The 22,387-nt window shown below is 64.9% G+C and carries 17 protein-coding genes, 1 tRNA gene and 3 pseudogenes; 5 read left to right on the top strand and 16 right to left on the bottom strand.

Annotation, left to right across the window (positions count from 1 at the left end; all coding sequences use genetic code 11):
- Nucleotides 1-15: 15 nt before the first annotated feature.
- Complete coding sequence (locus tag HEQ16_08705; GenBank protein MCO4054119.1) at nucleotides 16-2,724, top strand: GNAT family N-acetyltransferase; 2,709 nt, start codon at nucleotides 16-18, stop codon at nucleotides 2,722-2,724.
- 303 nt (nucleotides 2,725-3,027) lie between these two features.
- Here the strand turns inward: HEQ16_08705 and HEQ16_08710 are convergent, their stop codons facing one another.
- From HEQ16_08710 to HEQ16_08770, 13 genes and pseudogenes are all read right to left on the bottom strand, one after another.
- On the bottom strand, nucleotides 3,028-3,810 hold the full coding sequence (locus HEQ16_08710; GenBank protein MCO4054120.1) for a sugar ABC transporter ATP-binding protein: 783 nt from the start codon (nucleotides 3,808-3,810) through the stop codon (nucleotides 3,028-3,030).
- On the bottom strand, nucleotides 3,807-4,901 hold the full coding sequence (locus tag HEQ16_08715) for an ABC transporter permease (GenBank protein ID MCO4054121.1): 1,095 nt from the start codon (nucleotides 4,899-4,901) through the stop codon (nucleotides 3,807-3,809). The genes HEQ16_08710 and HEQ16_08715 overlap by 4 nt, the downstream gene beginning before the upstream one ends.
- Nucleotides 4,902-5,005: 104 nt before the next feature.
- Nucleotides 5,006-6,020: pseudogene (locus tag HEQ16_08720) on the bottom strand (sugar ABC transporter substrate-binding protein).
- A gap of 301 nt (nucleotides 6,021-6,321) precedes the next feature.
- Nucleotides 6,322-7,831 (bottom strand): annotated as a pseudogene (locus HEQ16_08725) (NAD(P)H-hydrate dehydratase).
- 56 nt (nucleotides 7,832-7,887) lie between these two features.
- Entirely contained in the window at nucleotides 7,888-8,280 is a 393-nt protein-coding gene (locus tag HEQ16_08730; protein ID MCO4054122.1) for a hypothetical protein, read from the bottom strand.
- Nucleotides 8,281-8,902: 622 nt separating this feature from the next.
- Nucleotides 8,903-9,970: a restriction endonuclease gene (locus tag HEQ16_08735; GenBank protein MCO4054123.1), complete on the bottom strand. Its 1,068-nt coding sequence runs from the start codon at nucleotides 9,968-9,970 to the stop codon at nucleotides 8,903-8,905.
- 1 nt (nucleotide 9,971) lies between these two features.
- Nucleotides 9,972-11,300 carry a DNA cytosine methyltransferase gene (locus HEQ16_08740; GenBank protein ID MCO4054124.1) on the bottom strand — a complete coding sequence of 443 codons (1,329 nt, stop codon included), beginning with the start codon at nucleotides 11,298-11,300 and terminating at the stop codon, nucleotides 9,972-9,974.
- Between the two features lie 80 nt (nucleotides 11,301-11,380).
- Nucleotides 11,381-11,860, bottom strand: a pseudogene (locus HEQ16_08745) (IS66 family transposase).
- Between the two features lie 64 nt (nucleotides 11,861-11,924).
- The gene (locus HEQ16_08750; GenBank protein MCO4054125.1) at nucleotides 11,925-12,209 is read right to left on the bottom strand and encodes a type II toxin-antitoxin system RelE/ParE family toxin; all 285 of its coding nucleotides are present in this window, start codon (nucleotides 12,207-12,209) and stop codon (nucleotides 11,925-11,927) included.
- A complete protein-coding gene (locus HEQ16_08755) occupies nucleotides 12,206-12,487 on the bottom strand; it encodes a type II toxin-antitoxin system ParD family antitoxin (protein MCO4054126.1) in 282 nt (93 codons plus the stop codon). The genes HEQ16_08750 and HEQ16_08755 overlap by 4 nt, the downstream gene beginning before the upstream one ends.
- Before the next feature lie 325 nt (nucleotides 12,488-12,812).
- Entirely contained in the window at nucleotides 12,813-13,100 is a 288-nt protein-coding gene (locus HEQ16_08760; GenBank protein MCO4054127.1) for a helix-turn-helix transcriptional regulator, read from the bottom strand.
- Entirely contained in the window at nucleotides 13,097-13,432 is a 336-nt protein-coding gene (locus HEQ16_08765) for a type II toxin-antitoxin system RelE/ParE family toxin (protein MCO4054128.1), read from the bottom strand. The genes HEQ16_08760 and HEQ16_08765 overlap by 4 nt, the downstream gene beginning before the upstream one ends.
- A tRNA-Ser gene (locus tag HEQ16_08770) sits at nucleotides 13,405-13,496 on the bottom strand. The genes HEQ16_08765 and HEQ16_08770 overlap by 28 nt, the downstream gene beginning before the upstream one ends.
- A gap of 389 nt (nucleotides 13,497-13,885) precedes the next feature.
- On the opposite strand from HEQ16_08770, the gene HEQ16_08775 reads away from it, so the two are divergent.
- The 3 genes from HEQ16_08775 (at nucleotide 13,886) to HEQ16_08785 (ending at nucleotide 17,009) form a co-directional block, all read left to right on the top strand.
- Complete coding sequence (locus HEQ16_08775) at nucleotides 13,886-14,944, top strand: TRAP transporter substrate-binding protein (GenBank protein ID MCO4054129.1); 1,059 nt, start codon at nucleotides 13,886-13,888, stop codon at nucleotides 14,942-14,944.
- 110 nt (nucleotides 14,945-15,054) lie between these two features.
- Nucleotides 15,055-15,570 (top strand): TRAP transporter small permease, encoded by a 516-nt coding sequence (locus HEQ16_08780; protein MCO4054130.1) that lies wholly within the window; start codon nucleotides 15,055-15,057, stop codon nucleotides 15,568-15,570.
- Nucleotides 15,567-17,009, top strand: a complete 1,443-nt coding sequence (locus HEQ16_08785; protein ID MCO4054131.1) for a TRAP transporter large permease — start codon at nucleotides 15,567-15,569, stop codon at nucleotides 17,007-17,009. Before HEQ16_08780 ends, HEQ16_08785 begins: the two co-directional genes overlap by 4 nt.
- A 40-nt stretch (nucleotides 17,010-17,049) precedes the next feature.
- Here HEQ16_08785 and HEQ16_08790 read toward each other — a convergent pair whose 3' ends face one another.
- From HEQ16_08790 to HEQ16_08800, 3 genes are read right to left on the bottom strand one after another with little or no spacing between them, the layout of a single operon-like run.
- Nucleotides 17,050-18,561, bottom strand: a complete 1,512-nt coding sequence (locus HEQ16_08790; protein ID MCO4054132.1) for a tripartite tricarboxylate transporter permease — start codon at nucleotides 18,559-18,561, stop codon at nucleotides 17,050-17,052.
- A gap of 1 nt (nucleotide 18,562) precedes the next feature.
- Complete coding sequence (locus HEQ16_08795) at nucleotides 18,563-19,114, bottom strand: tripartite tricarboxylate transporter TctB family protein (protein ID MCO4054133.1); 552 nt, start codon at nucleotides 19,112-19,114, stop codon at nucleotides 18,563-18,565.
- Between the two features lie 5 nt (nucleotides 19,115-19,119).
- Nucleotides 19,120-20,091, bottom strand: coding sequence for a tripartite tricarboxylate transporter substrate binding protein (locus tag HEQ16_08800; protein ID MCO4054134.1), 972 nt, complete (start codon nucleotides 20,089-20,091; stop codon nucleotides 19,120-19,122).
- Nucleotides 20,092-20,734: 643 nt separating this feature from the next.
- Between HEQ16_08800 and HEQ16_08805 the strand changes: the two genes are divergently transcribed.
- The gene (locus HEQ16_08805; protein MCO4054135.1) at nucleotides 20,735-22,129 is read left to right on the top strand and encodes a porin; all 1,395 of its coding nucleotides are present in this window, start codon (nucleotides 20,735-20,737) and stop codon (nucleotides 22,127-22,129) included.
- The last annotated feature ends 258 nt before the right edge of the window (nucleotides 22,130-22,387 follow it).

Below are 22,387 nucleotides of genomic sequence, written 5' to 3' on the forward strand. Positions count from 1 at the left end.
CTTAACGGGGTTGGCATGAGCACGTATCGTCTGGGCACACTTCTCTCTCCCGCATCCGTCGCCGTCGTCGGCGCAAGCCCGCGCGCGGGAGCGCTGGGCGGCATCGTGCTGCGCTGCGTGCTGGAGGGCGGCTATGGCGGCGCGCTCCATGCCGTCAATCCCAGCCATGACGACGTTTTCGGCGTGCCATGCCGCGCGCGCCTGCAGGATCTGCCGGGTCCGGTGGATCTGGTGATCGTCGCCACCCCCGCCCACGCGGTTCCAGCCGTCATCGCCGATGCGGCCCGCACGGGCGCGCAGGCGGCGATCATCCTCACGGCGGGTCTTGGCCGCGGACCCGGCTCGCCGGCGGAGCGTGCGGCTGCCGAGGCCCGCCAGGCCGGACTGCGCCTCGTCGGCCCCAATTGCCTGGGCGTGCTCTCGCCCCGGGCGCGTCTCAACGCCAGCTTCGCGGCGCGGCTGCCCAGGGAAGGTCCGCTCGCGCTGATCTCGCAATCGGGTGCGATCGCCGCGGGCCTGGTCGAATGGGGCCACCATCGCGGCGTCGGCTTTTCAGGAGTGGTGTCGCTGGGCGACGCGGTCGATGTCGATTTCGGAGATTGCCTCGATCACTTCGCAGAAGACCCGGCCACGCGCGCGATCCTGCTGTATGTCGAGGCCATCACCGATGCGCGCAAGTTCATGTCGGCCGCCAGCAAGGCCGCGCGCGTCAAACCTGTCTTCGTGATGAAGGCGGGCCGCCATGCCGAGGGCGCAAAGGCTGCCGCCACCCACACCGGCGCGCTGGCCGGCTCGGATGAGGTCTATGCCGCCGCGTTCCGGCGCGCGGGCTGCCTCAGGGTCATGGATCTTGATGACATGTTCGCGACCGCAGCCACGCTGGCGGTCCACAAGCGCTATCCCGGAGACCGGCTCGCCATCGTCACCAATGGCGGCGGCCTGGGCGTGCTCGCGGTGGACAAGCTTGCCGAGTATGGCGCCAACCTCGCCGCTCTTTCGCCCGCGACGCTGGCTGCCCTCGATGCGGCGCTGCCCGAGACCTGGTCGGGAGCCAACCCGGTCGACATCATTGGCGACGCGCCGGCAAGCCGTTACGAGGCTGCGACGGCGGCGCTGCTCGCCGATGGCGGCGTCGACGCCATGCTGGCCATGAACTGTCCCACAGCGCTGACCTCCCCCACAGCAGCGGCCAACGGCGTGATCCGGGCGCTGGAAGCCCACCGCGCCAGGGGCGGGGCCGATCGTCCCATCTTTGCCGTCTGGATGGGCTGCGACGCCGAAGTGGCCGATGCCTTCAGGGCGGCGGGCATCGCCAGCTTCGAGACCGAGAGCGCAGCCATGCGCGGGGCAGCGCAACTCATGCAGGTGCGCAAGGCGCGCGACGCGCTGCTGGAGACCGTGCCCGCCATGCCGGCGTCGATCGTGCCCGATCATGCCGCTGCGGATGGCGCCATCGCCGCCGCGCTTGATGATGGGCGCTCCTGGCTGACGCCGACAGAAGTGTCGAGCCTGCTCGGCGCATACGGCATCTCCGCGGCCCCAGTGCGGCTGGCGCGCACCCCGCCGGAGGCGGCCGAGGCCGCAGCGCCTTATCTGGATGCCGGCTCCGCCAGCGTCGTCAAGATCCAGTCGCGCGACATCAGCCACAAATCCGATGTGGACGGAGTGCGCCTCGGGCTCTCGACGCGCGAGGCGGTGGAAGCCGCCGCCGCCGAGATCATGGCCCGCGCGCGGCGTCTGCGCCCCGATGCGCGGATCGAGGGCGTGACCGTGCAGCCGATGATCCACCGCAGCCATGCGCGCGAACTGATCATCGGCGTGGCGCTGGATCCCACCTTCGGGCCGGTGGCGCTGTTCGGCCATGGCGGCACCGCGGTGGAGGTCATTGCCGACAAGGCGCTGGCGCTGCTGCCGCTGGACCTCGCCCAGGCGCGGGCGCTCATGCGCGGCGCCCGCGTCTCACGCCTGCTGGCGGGCTATCGCAACGTTCCTGCAGCCGACGCCGAGCGCATCGCGGACATGCTGGTGCGTGTCTCCCGCCTCGTGGAGGACAACCCCGAGATCGTCGGCCTCGATCTGAACCCGGTGCTTGCCGACGACAAAGGCGTGATGGCGCTCGATGCGCGGGTGCAGGTCGCGCCGCTCGCCGCCATTGACCGCACGCTGGCCTCGGGTCGCCGTTTCGCGATCCGCCCCTATCCGCGTCAGCTCGAACAGATGGCAAGGCTGGCCGATGGGCGGGACCTTCTGGTGCGCCCGCTGCGCCCCACCGATGCCGACGGGCTCATGGCCATGCTCGAGCGCTGCACGCAATCGGATCTGCGGCTGCGCTTTCTCGGCGCGCGCAACGTTGATCATGCCCTCGTGGCGCGTCTCACCCAGCTCGACTATGCACGCGAAATGGCCATCGTCGCGCTCGACCCCGCCACGCGCGAAATCCTTGGCGTGGTCCGCCTGCATGGCGACGCCAACCATGAGCGCGGCGAGTATGCGGTTCTCGTCCGCTCGGACCAGCAGGAAAGGGGCATTGGCCAGGACCTGATGAAGCGCATCATCGCCTTCGGCCGTGCCGAGGGGTTCGCCGAGATCAATGGCGAGGTGCTGGCAGAGAACACCCGGATGCTGGCCATGTGCCGCCAGCTCGGCTTCGTGGTGTCGCCTGGTTGCAAGGGCGACGGAATCTCGCGCGTCAGCCTCACCCTCAAGCCCGGACATCCCGCCTGAAGGCGGCGAGCGGCTTCATCTGCTCCACCAGCCTGTCGGCCGTCAGGCCAGCGCCGCAGACCCCGCCGCAGACCCCGCCGCAATGCGCATGCAGCCAGACGCCCGCGGCGCCCCCCCCCCGAAACCAGGCATGCCTTGCGCCAGATGCGCGCCGATGACGCCCGCCAGCACATGCGGCAGCCTTCATGCCATTGTTCTTGATCCTGATCGCGCGTGATCGCGCGGCGCGTTGCGCGGGGCTATCGTCTGATTCCGAGCCAAGTCAGACCCGGTGCGCCTTGTCGCTTCGCTGACCCGGCTCCCTCACGCCGCCTGCGCATCCTCGGGCGGGCGCATGGCCCCGGTCATGATGGCGACCGCGTCCGACATGGAGTGCGAGGAGGGGCGGATCACGCAGGCGCGCCGCCCGAGCCGGTGGATATGGATGCGGTCGGCCACCTCGAAGACATGGGGCATGTTGTGGCTTATCAGCACGATGGGCAGGCCCTTGGAGCGCACATCGAGGATCAGCTCCAGCACCTTGCGAGATTCCTTGACGCCGAGCGCCGCCGTCGGCTCGTCCATGATGATGACGCGGCTGCCAAAGGCGGCGGCGCGCGCCACCGCCACGCCCTGACGCTGGCCGCCGGACAAGGTCTCCACCGTCTGATTGATGTTCTGAATCGTCATCAGACCCAGCGCGCTCAAATGCTGGCGGGCCTCTTTCTGCATCGTGGCACGGTCGAGCAGGCGCAGCATATTGCCGAGAAAGCCGGGCTTGCGGCGCTCGCGGCCCAGAAACATGTTGTCGGCGATGGACAGCGCCGGGGAGAGCGCCAGATTTTGATAGACCGTCTCGATGCCGGCGTCGCGCGCCTCGATGGGCGAGCGGAAATGCACGGTAGCGCCGCCCAGCCGAATTTCGCCCTGATCAGGAATGACCGCGCCGGCGAGCGCCTTGATCAAGGTGCTCTTGCCCGCGCCGTTGTCGCCGATCACGGCCAGGATCTCGCCCGGCATCAGGTCGAAATCGGCATGATCGAGCGCGGTGACGCGGCCATAGCGCTTGACCAGGCCGCGGGCTTGCAAAACGGGCTCGACGCTCATGACGACACTTTGCGGATCCATTGATCGAGCGCCACCGCCACGATGATCAGCACGCCGACCGCGAATTGCTGCCACAATACGTCGAGTCCGGCGAGCGACACGCTGGAGCGGAAGACGCCGACGATCAGCGCGCCGATCAAGGTGCCGACAATCGAGCCGCGCCCGCCGAACAGGCTCGTGCCGCCAATCACCACCGCCGTGATGCTGTCGAGATTGGCGTCCTGACCGCTCGTCGGGCTGACCGCGCCGACGCGCCCGATCAAGACCCAGCCGGCCAGCGCCGAGATGAAGCCCGCCAGCACATAAACCGCGAGCAAGGTGCGATCGGGATTGATGCCGGCGAGCCGCGCGGCTTCCGGGTCGTCGCCGACCGCGTAGATGTGGCGGCCAAAGGCGGTGCGGTTCAGCATGAACCAGACCAGCGCCGCGATCAGCAGCATGAAGAGTGAGCCGTAGATGATGCGCGCGGTGCCGAACTGGATCGGCTCGCCCATCGCCAGCAGAAAGGGCGCCTGCTCCTGCAAATCGACATTGCGGATCGATTCGGATTCCGAATACCAGATATTCAGCGCGGTCAGGATCGACAATGTGCCGAGCGTCACAATGAAAGGCGGCATGCGTAATCGTGTCACGAGCAGGCCATTCAGCATTCCGCACGCGGTGCCGACCAAGACGCCCATGGCGAAGCCCAGCTCCACCGGCCAGCCATTGATGACGCAAAGCCGGCCCATCACGACGGAGGACAGCACCATCACCACGCCGACCGACAGATCGATGCCGGCAGTGAGGATGATCAGCGTCTGGGCGATGCCCAGAATGCCGATGATGGTGACTTGCAGCAGAATGGTGGAGAGATTCGCGCCGGTGGCGAAGCGCGTCCAGTTCACGGACGCCCCAAGCAAAAGGCCGGCCAGCAACACGATGAAGGGGACGACGGTCGGATAGGCATGCAGGAAGCGCTGCAGGCGCTTCATCACGCCAGGCTTATCCTCGTCGAAAGAGGCGATGTCGGTCGCAGCCTCGCGCAGACCCTTCTCGAACTCCGCCCCGGACGGTTCGTTCTTTTGGCTGCTCTCGTTGGGCAAAGACATGGCAGGCCGTCCTGAAGGAGCATCGCGGGGGCAAAGGCAACCGGCTAAGAACCAGCCGGCGGGGCAATGCCCGCCGGCTGGAAAACGATTGATGCATCAGGCGATCAGCCCCAGCAGAGCTTCAAGCCTTCGGCGCTGGTGATCGAGGGCACGCCCGGCACCGGCTTGTCGGTGATCAGCGTCACGCCCGTATCGGTGAATTCGAGGCCCGGGGTACTTTTCCGGCTTCTTGCCGGTCTTGACGAAAGCGGCGATGGCCTCGACCCCCTTGGAGGCCATCAGCAGCGGATATTGCTGCGAGGTGGCGCCGAGCGTTCCAGCCGCCACCGCCTTGACGCCGGGGCAGCCGCCGTCGACGCCGACGAAGAGCACGCCCTTTTCCTTACCTGCCGCCTTCATCGCGGCAAAGCCGCCGGCTGCCGCCGGTTCGTTGATGGCATAGACGACGTTGATGCCGTCCGCCTTCTGCATGATGGTTTCCATCGCCTTGCGCCCGCCTTCCTCGGAGCCGGCGGTGACGCCGCTGCCGACGATGCGCGGATCATCCGAAGTGGAATAGCGCTTGGGGTTCTTCACCGGGATGCCGAAGCCGGTCAGAAAGCCGTTATGGCGCAGATAATCGACTGTCGGCTGGTTGGCGGTAAGATCGAGCGTGGCGATTTTGGCTTTTTTCACGCCGTCGGGGCCAAGCTGCCCCGCGGCCCATTTGCCGATGAGTTCGCCGGCCTTGAAATTATCGGTGGCGAAGGTCGCGTCCGCCGCGTTGATCGGATCGAGCGGGGTATCGAGCACGATCACCAGCATGCCGGCGTCGCGGGCTTTCTTGATGGTCGGCACGATGGCGGTCGAATCCGAGGGCACGATCATGAAGCCCTTGGCGCCGGCGGCGATCAGCGCCTCGATGGCCTGGACCTGTCCGTCATTGTCGCCATCGGCTTTGCCGGCATAAGATCGCAGCGTGACGCCAAGCTCCTTGGCCTTGGCCTCCGCGCCTTCCTTCATCTTGACGAAGAAGGGATTGGTGTTGGTCTTGGTGATCAAGCCGACGATATCCGCGGCGACAGCCGAGGACGACATCATGGCCAGCACGCTGCCGGCGAGCAAAATCTTCTTTAGCATCGTTAATTCCTCCCAAATGGACGTTTCTTGCAGTCTCGCGGACTGAACTGCCGTACGGCGATTGAAGACTTGTCTTAGCCTGTGCCTCCCGCGCGCTCGGCCATCAACCTTAACTTTCTCTTTTGCCGTGTCAACAACGGAGCAAATTCCGGGCGGCAGTGCGGCATGAAAGTGGTCCACTGGTGCTGAGCGGGCGGTGAAGCGCGGCAGCCCGGGCCCCTGCATAGGTCCACGCTGTCGCGCTGTCGCGCTTTCATGGCTGGTTGCAAGGGCGACGGAATCTCGCGCGTCGGCCTCTCCCTCAAGCCCGGACATCCCGCCTGAAGGCGGCGAGCGGCTTCATCTGCTCCACCAGCCTGTCGGCCGTCAGGCCAGCGCCGTAGAGCCCGCCGCAATGCGCATGCAGCCAGACGCCCGCGGCGGCCCCCTCGAAACCAGGCATGCCTTGCGCCAGATGCGCGCCGATGATGCCCGCCAGCACATCGCCCGATCCCGCCGTCGCCAGCTCCGGCCCGGCATTGGCGTTGATCGCCGCGCGCCCATCGGGCGCCGCGATCACCGTGTCCACGCCCTTCAGGACCAGGATCGCCCCGCTCAGCCGCGCCGCCGCGCGGGCCTTTTCCAGCTTCGAGGCGCGGTGGCGGGCAGGCAGGGCGGCATAGGCCGCGTCCGCATCGAGCCGGCCCGCGAACAGGCGCTCGAACTCACCCGCATGGGGGGTGAGCACCACCGGCGCAGGCGTTTCGCCGCGCGGCCAGCAGATCCGGCCGGCCCGCCAGCACGGTGATGGCGTCGGCATCGATCACGAGGGCAAGGCCACTGGCGAGGAGCGCTTCCATGCGCGCGGCGGTGGCCTCGCCCAGCCCTGCCGCAGGCCCGATCACGGCGCTGCCATGGCGGCCTTCCGCAAGCAGGGCCTCCAGCGCTGCGGCGTCGGCTGTCTCGCGCAGCATGATCGCGGTGACATGGTGCGCGTGAACCAGCAGCGCCTCGCGGTCGCCGGCGAGGGTGACGGCGCCTGCCCCGGCATTGAGCGATCCGGTCGCCGCCAGCCGCGCCGCGCCGGCATGCAAGGCGGGGCCGCTGATGACGAGGCAGTGCCCACGCCGATATTTGTGGGCATCGAGGCCGGGCTCGGGCAGGGCCGCACGCCACAGCGAAGGCACGTTCACATGCGTGGAGGGCGCCTGTCCTGCCAGATGCGCCGGCATCAGGCCGATGTCGCGGATGCGCAGTGCGCCGCGCAGGGCCCGGCCGGGCCAGAGCCAATGGCCGGGGCGAGCCCGGAAGAAGCAGACCGTTGTCGCGGCCCTCACCGCGATGCCCGCAGCCTGGCCCGTGTCGCCATCGACGCCGGATGGCACGTCCACCGCCACCACGAGGCAGCCTGCATCGTTCAGCCTTGCGATGGCCGCAGCGGCCAGGCCGGCGATGGGGCCGGCAAGACCTGCCCCGAACAGCGCGTCGATCACCACGCAGCCGGGCTCGGGATGGAAGACCGCCAGCGGGCTGATCTCGCCAGTCCAGAGCGCCGCCGCTCTCGCCGCTGCCGCACTTCTTGGCGTGCCGTCCGCAAACACGCGGACCATGCGGCCGGCGGCTGCCAGAAGCCGCGCGGCGACATAACCATCGCCGCCATTGTTGCCCGGCCCGCACAGAACCAGCACCGGGCTCCCCGGCGGCGTCTCGTCTGCGACGGCGCGCCCGGCGGCTTCCATCAGCCGGTCGAGCGGCACGCCCGATGCGATGGCGGCCGCATCCGCCGCTGCCATCTGCGCATTCGACAGGAGCTGGCGCTGCCGCTCATCCATGTGTGCGCGATCCAGTGCCAGGGGCCTGCACGGGCCCCGAGCGGCGGGCGCGCCGCCTAGAACGGCTCCACTGAGACGACCCGGAAGGTGTGCAGCTCATCGTCGGCATCCCGGATGGAGACATATTCCCCCGGCGCAAAGACATGATCGGCCAGCCGGTAGCCGTCCTCGTCGTCATTGTCGGTGCTGCGGTCATAATCGAAGCTCCAGTGCGCGCCGGCGGCGCCTCCCGCCCGGTGGACAAGGACGCCGCGCTGGCGTGGCTCGTCGCCCCAGAAGCGATGCACGATGCAACCATTGCGATGGTGCTTCCATGCCTCGGCGTCGATGCGGCCATCCTGTCCCAGGGGCGCAGTCAACTGATAGCCGTGACGGGTCGATCCGTCAGGATGCTCCCTGGTGCGGGCCAGATGCAGCGTGATGGTCTTGAGCGGGGCATATGTCGTCATGGCGTCGTCTCCTGTGGGGACGACACTGCCTCCGGCCGGCATGCAGCTGCTTGATCTGGATCAGCTGCTGGCGGGCCCGGATTCATCGTCTGCGCCCGGACACATCAGTCGAATGCAGGGGGATCGAACCGCACCGGGATGCTCGCTTGCCATAAGGGTGGTCTCGGTGCCGGAGGCCTGCTTCCAGTCAAAAGCGCATGCCGGGCTGGTGGATGCCGCAGCCGAAGGCATCAGCGTGGCGGCCGGTAGTCTTGTCATTATGGGGCGCATCTCCGTTGCGGGATGCCTTTTTCAGATCGGCTCAGTCATCAGGGTGACAGGTTGTCATGACATGCCACTTCGCGACGATCTCTTCGGGTTTGTGACGCTCTCTCGGCATCGATCAGATCCTCCTCGTTGCCACAAGACATACTTCAGGGTGGACCAATTCAATGGGGGCGGGTCAGTCTGGCCGGATGTCGAAACGCGGGCATAACCGATCGATTTCATACCCTGATTATGCACGCGATTTCTGCACGCTTCAAGCGTTTGAAATCGTTGATGTTGAAGAAGCGTGCAAAATTCTTGAATTATGCAACAAAACTAAATGTCCGAAGGTGGGGGCTTTTAGCTAACTAGGCCTTCATGAAGGCTCGCCGTCGTCCGAAAGCGCGAGCGCTTGGTTCTCCGCGCGGGAAATTTTCCATTCGTGTTCCGTGCCGAGGCGAAACGTGAACTCGCGACGGTCGGTTGCCGCAGATGCGTTGAGGTCGAGAAGGATGGGGGCATGGGTTCCCACTTCTGCAATGGGACGCCTGACATAATGTTCGACGAATGTCGCCATAGTGCTTCCAGCCTCCTTCTCCAAGTGCTCCCATGCCTTATCGCCTATAAATGCGACTCCGTCGACCGCTTCAAATGCAGCTTTTAAGTCGGACAGGCGAGGATTGGGGGTAGGGTCTAGAACCAACAAGACCGGACGATAACCTGATGCGCGACAATCTCGCGCAAAGGCTATTTCTTCCCCAAATCTTCCTTGCCCACTGGCCGCAATGGTGACCCTCAACTTGAATTCGTAGGCGTCTTTACCAACGATACAGTCAACCTGCCGTCCTTTATTGCCGTCAGAAACGCGTCGTATTGGCGACCGGCTCGCCGAATACGGCTCACCCCCCAAGGAACTGGCGAGGATAGGTTCAAAGAGATAACCAGTTTCCTGTGCTGCTCGATTGTCGATGTCAAAAAACCACTTCCGCCATGTCAACCAAGACGCGAGTGCATCAGAAGGCAGTCCGCCAAATTCCAAAAGCGACTTAGGTGAAACCTGAACCATCGTTGGTAGAGGCTGCGCAGCCAAAATAACTGCATATTTCTTCCGCCTTTTGTGGAGGCTGCAAAGGCAGTCAAAATATGTCTCGAAGTCCTTCAACTCAGCCACGAACTTCAAATAAGTTTCTATCAAACCAATGGTGGCCTTTTGTTTCTCAAACCAGCCGACTGGAATCCTGTAGTAGTCGCCACCGGCACTGGGAGGAAGCGTCGGTAGTCCGCGCAATAAGTCGGGGCGGTTCGTGTCCGTGGCGATGACCGCAAGCAACGTCAGAAGCTCATTGTCCCCGAGCGTGATTACGATATCGCGCCCTGTCCCGAGCACGCCTGCGCTTGAAAGGCGCTTTGTTTGTTCAAGGGACAGGCGAGTATCGCGCGCCATTTTATGCACTTCGCTGCATTAGAGCGTTAAAATCGAGAGGTACTTGCTGCATTGAAAGACCGGCGAGCATGGCGTCAGTTTTCGCCAATGCGGGGCTCATTCCCATTGCATCGGTCAAGTGGAATCCAATGAGCGCGCCACTTTCTTTGAAGCTGCCAACGCCTGCACCTGCTTGTCCGTCCAACGTCGCCAGGTGCATTGCGAGTCTGCTAGCAGCAAGCGGAGGGAAAGCGTTTCCAATTTGACGGGCAATGCTCATAGCGCCGCCTTCGAATGTATAGCGGTCGGGAAATGATTGCAGACGCGCTGCTTCGCGCAAAGTAAGAGGGCGATTTTCGTGGGGATGTATGAACTCTCGTGTAGCCGCGCTCGTAATGGTAAGAGCGTTCAGATTTCCCACAAGTCTCTTAACCCCGCTGGGGGAACCCCCGCGCCTTTCGGTTGGTGTTCCGTCCATTACGCGACGAAAAGCCCGCCGTCTAAAACTCTCGTGCCATAGCGTTTCGGGCACGTCCTTCATCGTCTGCCCTTGGCTTAAGTGCTGCAACACCTTTTGCATACTTTCGGACATTTCTTCGGCGGCATGTAAATCAACGCCTCCGCATGTGTTTCCAACGCGCATTGCTGCGTCGTAGGCGTTTCTAGCACCGCTGACGTATGTGCAGACTGCTCTATTTTCTCGGACAGCGCGTCCCAAACTTGCGACCGCTTCATCAAAAGACGGGGCTTGGGGAAGCCTAGAGGGTGCGCGATGTTTTCCTGCATCGTAGGAGTGAGTTTTCGCAGGCAGTTCGAAATCGACGCCGATGCGATTGCCAATCAACAAGACCCGCTTTCTTGCCTGCGGGAGCCCGTATGCTGCAAAATTCACTTTTTCAAGCCGTACTCGGTAGCCAATTGAAATGAAGCTTCGCACAAGGTCAGTGACGCTTTCGCCGTCGTTAGAAGTCAGCAAACCTTCTACGTTTTCGAAAAGGAACCAGCGTGGCCGTATCACCTCGACGATGTTCAAATAGCTAAAAATTAGTTTATTACGGGCGTCGCCGCTTCGCTTAAGCCCAGCACTGCTGAAACCCTGACACGGCGGCCCACCAATGAGGGCGAATGCTCCTTCATACCGCGAAAGCTCTTTCATAAATTTCGGAGTGGGTGCTTCAAGGTCGAGGCATTGAATCGCGTCGCCAAGGTTGGCGGCATAGGTCGCACAGGCATCTTTCTCAAAGTCGGCGGCTAGCGACGGCTTTAGCCCTGCCTCGGCAAAGCCTAGCGACATGCCTCCGGCACCAGAAAACAGTGACACTACGGCGTCAGAGGAGGGTCTAAAGCGCATGTGCTATTCTTCGATGCCGCCGCGATTCGTACATATGCATAACGATTATGCTACCAGTATTCCCTCTCATTCGTAAGCGGTTAGCTGAGGGCGTTTGACCTGAAGTTCCAGGGCATGAGGGCGTCGATTTTGGATGCGGGCCATCCTTGGGCGATATGCGCGAGGGTTTGCGACAGCCAGTCGAGAGGATCGACATTGTTCATCCTGGCGGTTTGCAGAAGCGTTCCCAGTGTAGCCCAGGTCCTGCCACCGCCTTCACTTCCGGCAAAGAGGCTGTTCTTTCGCGTAATGGTTTGAGGCCTGATGGCCCGTTCGACGATGTTGGAGTCGATTTCAATGCGACCGTCGGAGAGGAACCGTTCGAGTGCTTCACGGCGGGCGAGCGCATAGCGGATTGCTTCCGCCGTCTTGGACTTGCCGGAGACCTTGCCGAGCTCCCGTTCCCAAAGATCGAAGAGGCGCGCGACGACAGGCGCAGACTTTTCCTGCCGGAGCTTCGCGCGGGTGTCTGCATTCCGGCCGCGCACGTCATCTTCGACCCTCCACAGCTCGGTCAAACTATCAAACCGAACCATGAGAGGCGCATGCGGGTCTTTTGTGATCATGTTTGCCTGTCTCCCACGCCTACAAAAGCTCTTGCCACTGCCTTGCGCCGTGCAGAACGCGCACAATCTCAACGCCGCCCTCTATCTCCTGATACAGAATGAGGTAGTTGCCGACGGGGAACATGCGCAGGTTTGGCCGCACATCAAACCGCGCAACCCCCATGGCAGGCATAGAGCCAAGGCGCTGGCAGCGCAGGTAGATGTCATTGAACCAGTTGCGGGCGGCAACGGGGTTGTCCTCGGCAATATAAAGGGCAATGCCCTCTATGTCGGCCTCTGCTTCGGGGCGTAGGCGGAATGTCATTGTGCGCTGGAGGCAGGTAATTTTTCGTCCAGCCGCGCGCGGATACGTGCAAAGGCCTGCTCACCATCCACGGCAGCGCCGCTGGCAATGCCAATGTCCCACTGACGGCCAAGCTCTTCTATCGCCTGTTCGCGCTGCAAACGGCGCGACTTCCATTCTCTGAGCGCCTCGCGCATCACTTCGCTTGCGGACGCATATTCGCCTGCGTCCACAACCTGACGCATGGTTGCTGCCATTTCAGGGGTAAGGGCAACGCTCACCTTTTCAACATTGGCCATGGATATGTCCTCTCTTTGTTCTTATGGTAGGCAACATTACCACCGCTGACAAGTGCTTTTTTGAAAAGAAGGGTTTCCCCGCAAGCCTGACTAGGCCCGCGCCAATGAGCGGGGAGGGCGGGTCAAGGGGTTGGTGCGGGCGCACAAGCGCAGCGCGGAGCCTCGGCCCCCTTTACGGGCGATGGGGCGCAGCCCCTTTAACCCTTCAAGGCATAGAATACATGCCAGAGCATATGCGTGCGCGTCTGCACTTTAGCGAGGGCGGTCTCAAATCTGAAGTGCAACATCGACAAACCATAGTCGGTAGACAGTCCTGAGTTATCACTCATGGCGTCACGACATGCTCCAGACTGATTCTCAACCGCGCTCCTGTCGCTGCCGCATAGCGCTGCAAGGCCTTCATTGACGGGCTCGCCTGTCCGCTCTCGAGCTTGGCGACATAGGACTGCGAGGTCTTCATCTTCTCTGCCACCTGGGTTTGCGTCATGTCAGCCTCGGCGCGGGCACGCAGGAGCGCTTCGGCAAGCGAGAATTCCTCGGCCAAGGCGTCATATTCGGCGCGAACGTCGTCACGCTTCAGCAACTCCTTCTTCAGATCATCGAACCTGGTCATTTCACGTGCTCCGCTCGCTTCAAGGCAAGCTCGATTTCCCGTCGTGGGGTCTTCTGCGTTTTCTTGACAAAGACCCGGACCGCGACAACCCGCTTCGGCCTTGCCACCACACGGAAGGCGCGTGAGATGCCATCGCGGCCCTTCATGCGCATTTCCCAAAGAGGCCCCAGGATATGCTTCACATGGGGCTCTCCGCCACGCTCAAGCCCCAAGGCCTGGATCATGTCGCCGATCCGCAGGAAGCGGGCGATCTGGTCGGCCGGCAAAGCGTGCAGCCCTGCCTTCACCACATCATCGGTAAGGCTGGCGGAGACGATGGGATTCGAACCCATGATACCCGTTTCCAGGTATGCTCATTTAGCAAACGAGTGCCTTCAGCCGCTCGGCCACGTCTCCGTGCGATCGGTGTATGACGCTGCGGACCCGATTTGGCAAGCCTGCCGCTGGCGCCTTCGGTGAAACGGCTGCGCCGGAGCGGAAGCGCATCGCCCGCGCTGCGCGGTCGGCTGCCGTTTGGGCAGGTGAGATTTTGCCGTGCGCTTCCGGCCACTGGGCGCAGGCGATGCACGGAAACGGTTGACGACAGCACCCGTATTGGGCTCTCGATAGCGCAAGGGCCGTTCGCTTCGCCGCTTCCGAGGGCGGAGCTTTAACGGAAAGGCCCGGGACGAAAAGGCCGGAACAACCAGGACCATAAGGCTACAGGGCGCTGCCCGAAAAAGCGCCGTGAAATGAGGCTCAGGCGGCCGTCGCCCGGAGCCTGACCAACAGGAGGATGCACGACCATGACCCTTTCCCGACGCCAGTTTGGCGCCAGCGCCGCCGCAGCGGCCCTGTCCATGCCCTTTCTCTCGACATCCGGCCGCGCGCAGGCCGTGACCACGCTGCGCCTGCACCACTTCCTGCCCCCCGTTTCCAACGCGCACGCCAAGCTGCTGGCCCCCTGGGCGCGCAAGGTCGAGACGCAGAGCCAGGGCAAGATCAAGATCGACATCTTCCCCGCCATGCAGCTTGGCGGCACGCCGCCGCAACTCTTCGATCAGGCGCGCGACGGCGTGGCCGACATCGTGTGGACCCTGCCGGGCAACACGCCGGGCCGCTTTCCCTTGACCGAGGTGTTCGAACTCCCCTTCATCGCCTCGCGCCGGGCCGTGGTGAATGCCCGCGCCGCGCAGGAATTCGCCGACCTTCACCTCAAGGACGAGGTCAAGGACGTGAAGATGCTGGCCTACTGGGCGCATGATGCCGGCGTGATCCATGCCAATCGCGCCATCCGCACCATGGATGACCTGAAGGGCCTCAAGCTGCGCAACCCTACCCGCCTCGCCGGCGAGGCGCTGAAGGCCCTGGGCGCGACCTCGATCGGCATGCCGGTCCCGCAGGTGCCCGAAAGCCTGGCCCAGCGCGTCATCGACGGGGCCGTGATTCCGTGGGAGGTCGTGCCTGCGGTGAAGGTGCAGGAACTGGTGCGCTTCCACACCGAAATCCCCGGCTCGCCCACGCTCTACACCGCGAGCTTCTTCCTGGCGATGAACAAGGCCAGATATGAAGCCATGCCGGCCGATGCGCGCGCGGTGATCGACGCCTGTTCCGGCCAGGCCTTCGCCGACATGGCGGGGCCGATGTGGGACAACGAGGCCACGGCCGTCTCCGCCATGGTCAGGGCGCGGTCCGGCAACACGATCAGCGCCATCTCCGAAGAGGAGAAGCAGCGCTGGATCAAGGCCACCGAGCCTGTGCACACGGCCTGGATCGAGCAGGTCAAGGCGAGGGGGATCGACGGCGCGAAGATGATCGCCGACGCCCGCCGCCTCGTCGCCAAGTATGAGGCCGCCGCCGGCTGATCCCGGGGCAGGGCCGGGCGCCGTCGGAGGCAGCCCGGCCTTGCCGCCAAGGCCATGCGTTCCTGCTCTGCCGGGCTTTCCCGGCGCATCCTCAGGCCCCTCGGATTTTCATGTCGGATCATGCCCCCGCGCCGGTTGCGCCATTTCCCTGGCTTGACCGCCTGACAGGCCGGGTCGCCATCATTGGCGGCGCGCTTGCGTTGGCGGTTGCCGGCCTTGTCGTCGCCAGCGTGCTGGGCCGGTGGCTTTTCAGCAGCCCGGTCGAGGGAGATTTCGAGTTCGTGAGGATGGGTGCGGCGATCGCGGTCTTCACCTATCTGCCCTACACCCAGGCGCGCCGCGGCAATATCTATGTCGACACCTTCAGCAACTGGATGAGCCCGCGTGCGCGCGCCATGCTCGATGCGGGGTGGGATCTGGCCTTTGCCGCCTTCATGGCGCTGTGCGCCTATGGGCTGTTCAGCGGCGCGCGCGACGCGATGCGGACAGGCGAGACGACCATGCAGCTCCAGCTTGCGGTCTGGCCGGCCATCATGCTGTGCGCGGCGCTCTGCACGCTGCTCGTGCTGACCTGCCTCGCGAGTGCGATCCGCCTGCTCAACGCCGGGGCTGAAGACAGATCATGAGCGGAATGACCCTGGCCCTCGCCGGTTTCGGCGTGATGCTGGCGCTGATCGCGCTGCGCGCTCCCATCGGGCTGTCCATGCTGCTGGTCGGCGCCGTGGGCTACGCCCAGCTGTCCAGCGGCGCGGCCTTCATGGCCTACATCAAGACCAACACCTATCATCAGTTCGCCAACTACACGCTCTCGGTCATCCCGCTGTTCATCCTCATGGGCGCGCTGGCGGAGCGGGCGGGCATGGCGAGCGCGCTGTTCCGCTCGGCGCAATCGCTGCTGGGCGGGCTGCGCGGCGGCCTCGCCATGGCCGTGATCGGCGCATGCACCGCCTTCGGCGCGATCTGCGGCTCGTCGGTCGCCACCACCGCCACCTTCGGCCGCGCCGCTTTGCCCGAGCTGCGCAAGTATGGCTATGACAGCGGCTTCGCCACGGGCGTCATCGCGGTGGGCGGCACGCTCGGCATCCTCATCCCGCCCTCGGTCATCCTTGTCGTCTATGCCATCACCACCGAGCAGAACATCGCCAGGCTGTTCCAGGCGGCGCTGATTCCGGGCCTGCTCGCCGCTTTGTTCTATTGCATCACCATCGCAATCCTCGTGCGGCGCAATCCGGCGCTGGCGCCTGCCGATCTGCCCGTCACGGCGGAGCCGGCGCGCCGGCCGCGCTGGGTCCTGGCTGTTGCCGGGCTGCTCGTCGCCATCGCGGCCGTGCAATGGGGGCGGGGCGGGATGGACGGCGCGGACGCCGCCAGGCTGGCCGCGCTCGGCGCGCTGGTTGCGGTCCTCGATGTGGCCGTGATGCCCGCCATCCTGCTGGCGGTCATTGTCGTGGGCGGCATTTATGGCGGGGTCTTCACGCCTACCGAAGGCGCCGCCGTCGGCGCGGTGGCGATGCTGCTGATCGGGCTTGCGCAGCGCTCGCTCAGCTGGCGCGACATCCTGTCGGCCCTGCGCCAGACTGCTGAGACCTCCGGCATGATCTTCGTCATCCTGCTCGGCGCGGAGGTGTTCGGCGCTTTCCTCGCGCTCTCGCGGCTGCCGACCATCGCGGCCGAGATCATCGGCTCCTCGGGCTTCTCTCCCTACATGGTGCTGATCGTGATGCTGGGGTTCTACATCCTGCTCGGCGCGGTCATGGACGAACTGGCCATGATCCTGCTCACGCTGCCGGTCTTCTTCCCGATCATCCAGGGACTGGATTTCGGGATGCCCCCTGACGAGGTGGCGATCTGGTTCGGCGTTCTCGTGCTGATCGTGGTTGGCATCGGCCTCACGGCCCCGCCCATCGGCCTCAACGTCTTCGTCATCAACACCATCGCGCGCGATGTGCCGATCACGCGGACCTATAGCGGCGTCCTGCCCTTCATCGTTGCGGATCTGGTGCGCCTCGGCCTTGTGCTGGCGGTGCCCGGCCTTGCGCTGGCGCTGGTGCGCTGGTTCGCCTGAGCGCGCGCCGCGATGGGGTTCATCGCGGCGCGTAGCCTTGTCAGTGCGCCCGGCTTTGCCGCCTCTGGCTCTCTTTCGCCATCGTGTAGACCCTTGGCGCGATCACCAGCAGCGCCGCGATCAGGAAGATCGTCAGCGACAGCGGGCGGGTGAAGAACACCGTCCAGTCGCCGGCCGAGATCGTCATCGCCTGCCGGAAGTTCTGCTCGGCGAGCGGCCCCAGGATCATGCCGATGATGACCGGCGCGGTGGGGAAGTCGTAGCGCCGCATCAGGTAGCCGATCGCGCCCACGATGTAGAGCAGCAGCAGGTCCACGAAGGATTGCGAGATGCCGTAGGTGCCGATGGTGGCGAAGACCAGGATGCCCGCATAGAGCAGCGGCGGCGGGATTTGCAGCATCTTCACCCACAGCCCGATCAGCGGCAGGTTCAGCACCAGCAGCATCACATTGCCGATGAACAGTGAGGCGATCAGGCCCCAGACCAGCGTCGGCTGGGTCTGGAGCAGGAGCGGCCCCGGGTTGATGCCGTAGCTCTGGAACGCGGAGAGCATGATCGCGGCCGTGGCCGAGGTCGGCAGGCCAAGGGTCAGCATCGGCACGAGCACGCCTGCGGCGGAGGCATTGTTGGCGGCTTCCGGCCCGGCCACGCCCTCGATGGCGCCGACGGTGCCGAACTCCTCGGGGTGCTTGCTGAGCTTCTTCTCGGTGTAATAGCTCAGGAAGGTCGGGATTTCGGCCCCGCCGGCCGGCATGGCCCCGATGGGGAAACCGAAGGCGGTGCCGCGCAGCCACGCCCCGATGGAGCGCTTCCACTCCAGCCCCGTCATCATGAGCGAGCCCTTGAGCGGGGTGATCTTCACCTCTTCATGCTTGTAGCGCGCCGCCATGTAGAGCGTCTCGCCGACCGCGAAGAGCCCGACCGCAACCACGATGACGTTGACGCCGTCGAGCAGTTCCTGAAGCCCGAAGGTGAAGCGCGCCTGCCCTGTCTGAAGGTCGATGCCGATCAGCCCCAGCCAGATGCCGAAGAACAGCGCCACCAGCCCGCGTATGGCTGACGAGCCGAGCACCGCCGAAACCGTGGTGAAGGCGAGGATCATCAGCGCGAAGTATTCCGCCGGACCAAAGCGCAAGGCCCAGTCCACCACCACCGGCGCCAGGAAGGCGATGCCCAGCGTGCCGATCGAGCCGGCCACGAAGGAGCCGATCGCCGCCGTGGCCAGCGCCGCGCCCGCGCGCCCGTTGCGGGCCATCCTGTTGCCTTCCATCGAGGTGACGATGGATGAGCTTTCGCCCGGCGTGTTGAGCAGGATCGAGGTCGTCGAGCCGCCATACATCGCGCCGTAATAGATGCCGGCGAACAGGATGAAGGCCGAGGTCGGCTCGACCTTGAAGGTGATGGGCAGCAAGAGCGCGATGGTGAGCGCCGGCCCGAGCCCCGGCAGCACGCCGATGGCCGTGCCGAGCGTGGTGCCCACGAGGCACCACAACAGGTTCATCGGCGTCAGCGCGACGCCGAATCCTGTGATCAATCCGTTGATGCCATCCATCTCAGCGCCCCCGCACGGCAGCGATCACCCACTCGATCGCATTCTCGACCAGACCGGCGCCGATGTTGATGTTGAGCGTCTTGGCGAAGCCGAGATAGGCGATCAGCGCGAAGGTCGCCCCGATCGCGGCGTCGCGCGCGATGTTGCGCGAGCCGAAGCCGCGCGTCACGCACACGAACAGAAGCACCGAGGCGAGCGTGAAGCCGAGCGTGCCGATGGTGAGAACGTTCAGCGCCAGCCCGACAAACACCCAGGCGAGCCCGGCATGGTCGATCCTGAGCCGCTTCTCCTCATCCGGCTGCCAGCCGCCGCGCAGCGCCGAAACCAGCAGCGCCGCGCCGAAGAGCAGCAGCCCGAAGCCGGCGATGACCGGCACCACGGTCGGCCCCACCTTGGCGTAGAGCGGCGAGACCGGAATGCTCCAGGCCTGCCAGAGCACCATGACCGCCAGTCCGATTACGCCGAACGCGATGATGGTCTCGCCCCGCGCAGGACCGCTTCCGGGCGCCGCATCGGCAGCGCCCGGATCTGTTTGTCCCCCGTGCGCCGACATCAGTCTCAGGCCAGGCCGAGATCTTTGAGGATGCCTTCGATGCGCGCCGATTCCGAATCGAGGAAGGCCTTGTAGGCGTCGCCCGCCAGCGTGATCGGGGTCCAGTCGCGCTGCTTGCAGACCTCGATCCACTGCGGGGAGGCCGCCATCTTCTGGATCATGTTGATCATCGCCATGCGGTCGGCATCGGAGACGCCGGGAGGGGCGAACACGCCGCGCCAGTTGAACAGCTCGACATCGACGCCTGCTTCCTTGAGGGTCGGCGCGTCGATGCCGTCCTGCCGCTTGTCGGCGGAGATGGCGAGCAGGCGCAGCTTGCCGGCCTTAACCTGTTCGGCGAATTCGCCATATCCCGAGACGCCCGCGGCGACCTGGTTGCCAAGCAGCGCCGCCATGGCCGGCCCGCCGCCCGAGAAAGCGACATAGGACGCCTTGGCCGCCGCCACGCCCGAGGCCTTGGCGATCATGCCCAGCAGGATATGGTCCGAGCCGCCGGCCGAGCCGCCGGCCACCGGCACTTTGCTGGCGTCGGCCTTCAGCGCATCGACGAAATCCCTGGCGGTCCTGAACGGCGAGGCCGCCGGCACGACAAGCGCGAGGAATTCGCCGGTGAGGCGCGCGATCGGCGTCGTCTGCGTGATGCGCATCGGGCTCTTGTTGGCGATCAGGGAGCCGACCATCACCATGCCGGCGACCATCAGCGAATTGCCCTGGCCGCGCCAGTTGTTGAGGAACTGCGGCAGGCCGACCGCGCCGCCCGCGCCCGGCACATTGGTGATCTGGACGCCATTGACCGCATTGGTGGCGCGCAGCACCTGCTCAATGGAGCGGGCGGTCTGGTCCCAGCCGCCGCCGGGCGCGGCGGGCACGAACATGCGCAGCATTTCGACGGTCTGGGCCTGGGCCGGCCCAAGGCCGAGGCCTGCCGCTGCGCCGGCGCCTGCCATGCCAGCAACGAATTCGCGACGTGAAATCATCTTCTTCCTCCGGTGTGCGCTCGTTGGCGCGCTGGACGTTTGTGACCGTGCGGCTGTCCGCATTGGATCTGAGTATATCTATAAGGAGCGCGCGCGTGCGTGCAAACCGAATCCCACACAACGCACGTGGTATTCCACCAGCGGCACGAAGGAGTGCGCGCGCGTGCAAACCGAATCCCCGAAACAGCGCGAATCCCGCAGCCGCGCCCGCCCGCCCGCCACGCCCGCCTGCAACGGCAAGCCGCAGCCGATTCCCCTGGCTGGCCGGCCGGATTCGGAGCGCACGAAAATGCCCGGAACAGCCCCTGGAGGGCATGATGGGGCCGTTCGACGCGGCATAAGGTTAGGCGTTCCTTACCAATCCCGGTTAAACCGTGTCGATCTTGCAACACCTGCTTCCAAAGCGGCCCGCCGGCCGGCGCGAGGCTTTCATTCGGGTTGATCGGCAGGGTCGTCGGAGTATGTTGCCTTTCATGCGAAGGAGGTTAACTCCTCCGCGCGCTTTTGGTGACACCATCTGGAAAGCTGGTTTCACCTGAAGGTCGGGAAAAGGGCTCTGACGAGAAACCCGCAAGGGGGCTGGCGGCAGAAAGAAAATCCTGATCCCGTTTTGGGTCTCGAAAATCCTATTGGAGGTTTCACCATGAAGCTCGTCAAGAGCCTTCTCCTCGGTTCCGCCGCCGGCCTGCTGGCCGTCACCGGTTCCATGGCTGCCGATCTTCCGTCCCGGAAGGCCGCCCCCGTCGATTACGTCCGCGTCTGCTCCGCTCAGGGCGTTGGCTTCTTCTTCATTCCCGGCACCGAGAACTGCCTGCAGATCTCCGGCCGCGTTCGCGCTGACTATCTGTTCGGCCGCAACTACTCCCGCGCCGATGACAACTATGGCATCCGCGCCTCGGCCCGCCTGAACTTCGACTATCGTCAGGCCACCTCCATCGGCACCGTCCGCGCCTACGTCCGCTTCAACATGGGCCGCAGCTCGGGCCGCACCCAGTTCGGCTACACCGGCAACGGCGTCCGTCAGACCAATGACGGCACGAACGATCGCGCCTCGCTCGACCTCGCCTTCATCCAGTTCGGCCTCGGCGGCGGCGCCGTCACCGCCGGTCGCGCCACGTCGTTCTTCGACTTCTACGGCACCGACGCTTACTGGAACTTCGGCGGCATCTCCGGCACCAACGGCTCCGCTGCCAACCTGCTCGCCTACACCGCCAACTTCGGCGGCGGCTTCTCGGCCACCCTCTCGATCGAAGATCGCGGCGTGAGCGGCCTTGCCCTCTCGGGCGGCGCCCCGGCGGACAACGTCGGCGCCTTCCCCTTCGGCACCTCGAACTTGCTCTACTCCGGCCGTCAGTACCCCGACCTGGTCGGCGTGCTTCGTCTGCAGCAGGGCTGGGGCACTGCCCAGCTGATGGGTGCCGTGCGTGACGTCCGTACCGACAACGCCACCGCAACCCTTCTCTCGACCGGTCGCGCCAGCCGCACCGGCTTCGCCATCGGCGCCGGCGCCAGCTTCAACCTGCCCATGCTCGGCGCAGGCAGCGGCCTGTACCTCGAAGGTGTCTACACCAGGGGTATGACCAACTACACCTCCGGGGACTCCGCCACTCGCATCGGCTACGCCAACCTGGCCGTTGCCGACTATGCCTACAATGCAGCCAACGGCACCGCCCGTCTCACCGAATCCTATTCGCTGGTTGCGGCTCTCCGCCTGCAGTACACCCCGCAGCTGCGTCAGCACATCTTCGCTGGCTACACCAGCGTGAGCTATGGCACCCTCGGCAATGCTCCTGCCGGTGCTGCGGTTGTTCTTCCGGCTCTGACTTCGACGGCGGGCCTGCGCTCGTTCACGAAGTTCGAAATCGGTACGAACTTCCTGTACACCATCGCTCCGGGCCTGAACCTCGGCGTGGAAGTCGTGTACCAGGCCATCGATCCGCGCGGTTCCTTCGCCTACAACACTGCCGGCAACCAGGCCCGCACGGCCGGCTCCCAGTCGGCTGTCGAAGGCCGCCTGCGCATCCAGCGCGACTTCTGATAACAATCCCTTCGGGGTTGGTGTTGAGGGAGGCCCGGGGAAGCCCGGGCCTCTTTTCGTTGCGCCATGCCCTGCCGCGCGTCCAGCAGGGCCTTCCCCTGAGCAACCGGGCAGTGGCTCAATACCTGCTGCGGCAAGCATTTCTGCGCTCCGGGTGTCACCGAATGCCGCCCAATGCTGATCTGCGCGCCCGCATCTGCATGAAAGGCGCAGTAATCCGGCGGATTCGTCTGCAAGGGTGATGACGCCGCCCCTCGC

Source organism: Bosea sp. (in: a-proteobacteria), assembly GCA_023910605.1.
GTDB lineage: Bacteria > Pseudomonadota > Alphaproteobacteria > Rhizobiales > Beijerinckiaceae > Allobosea.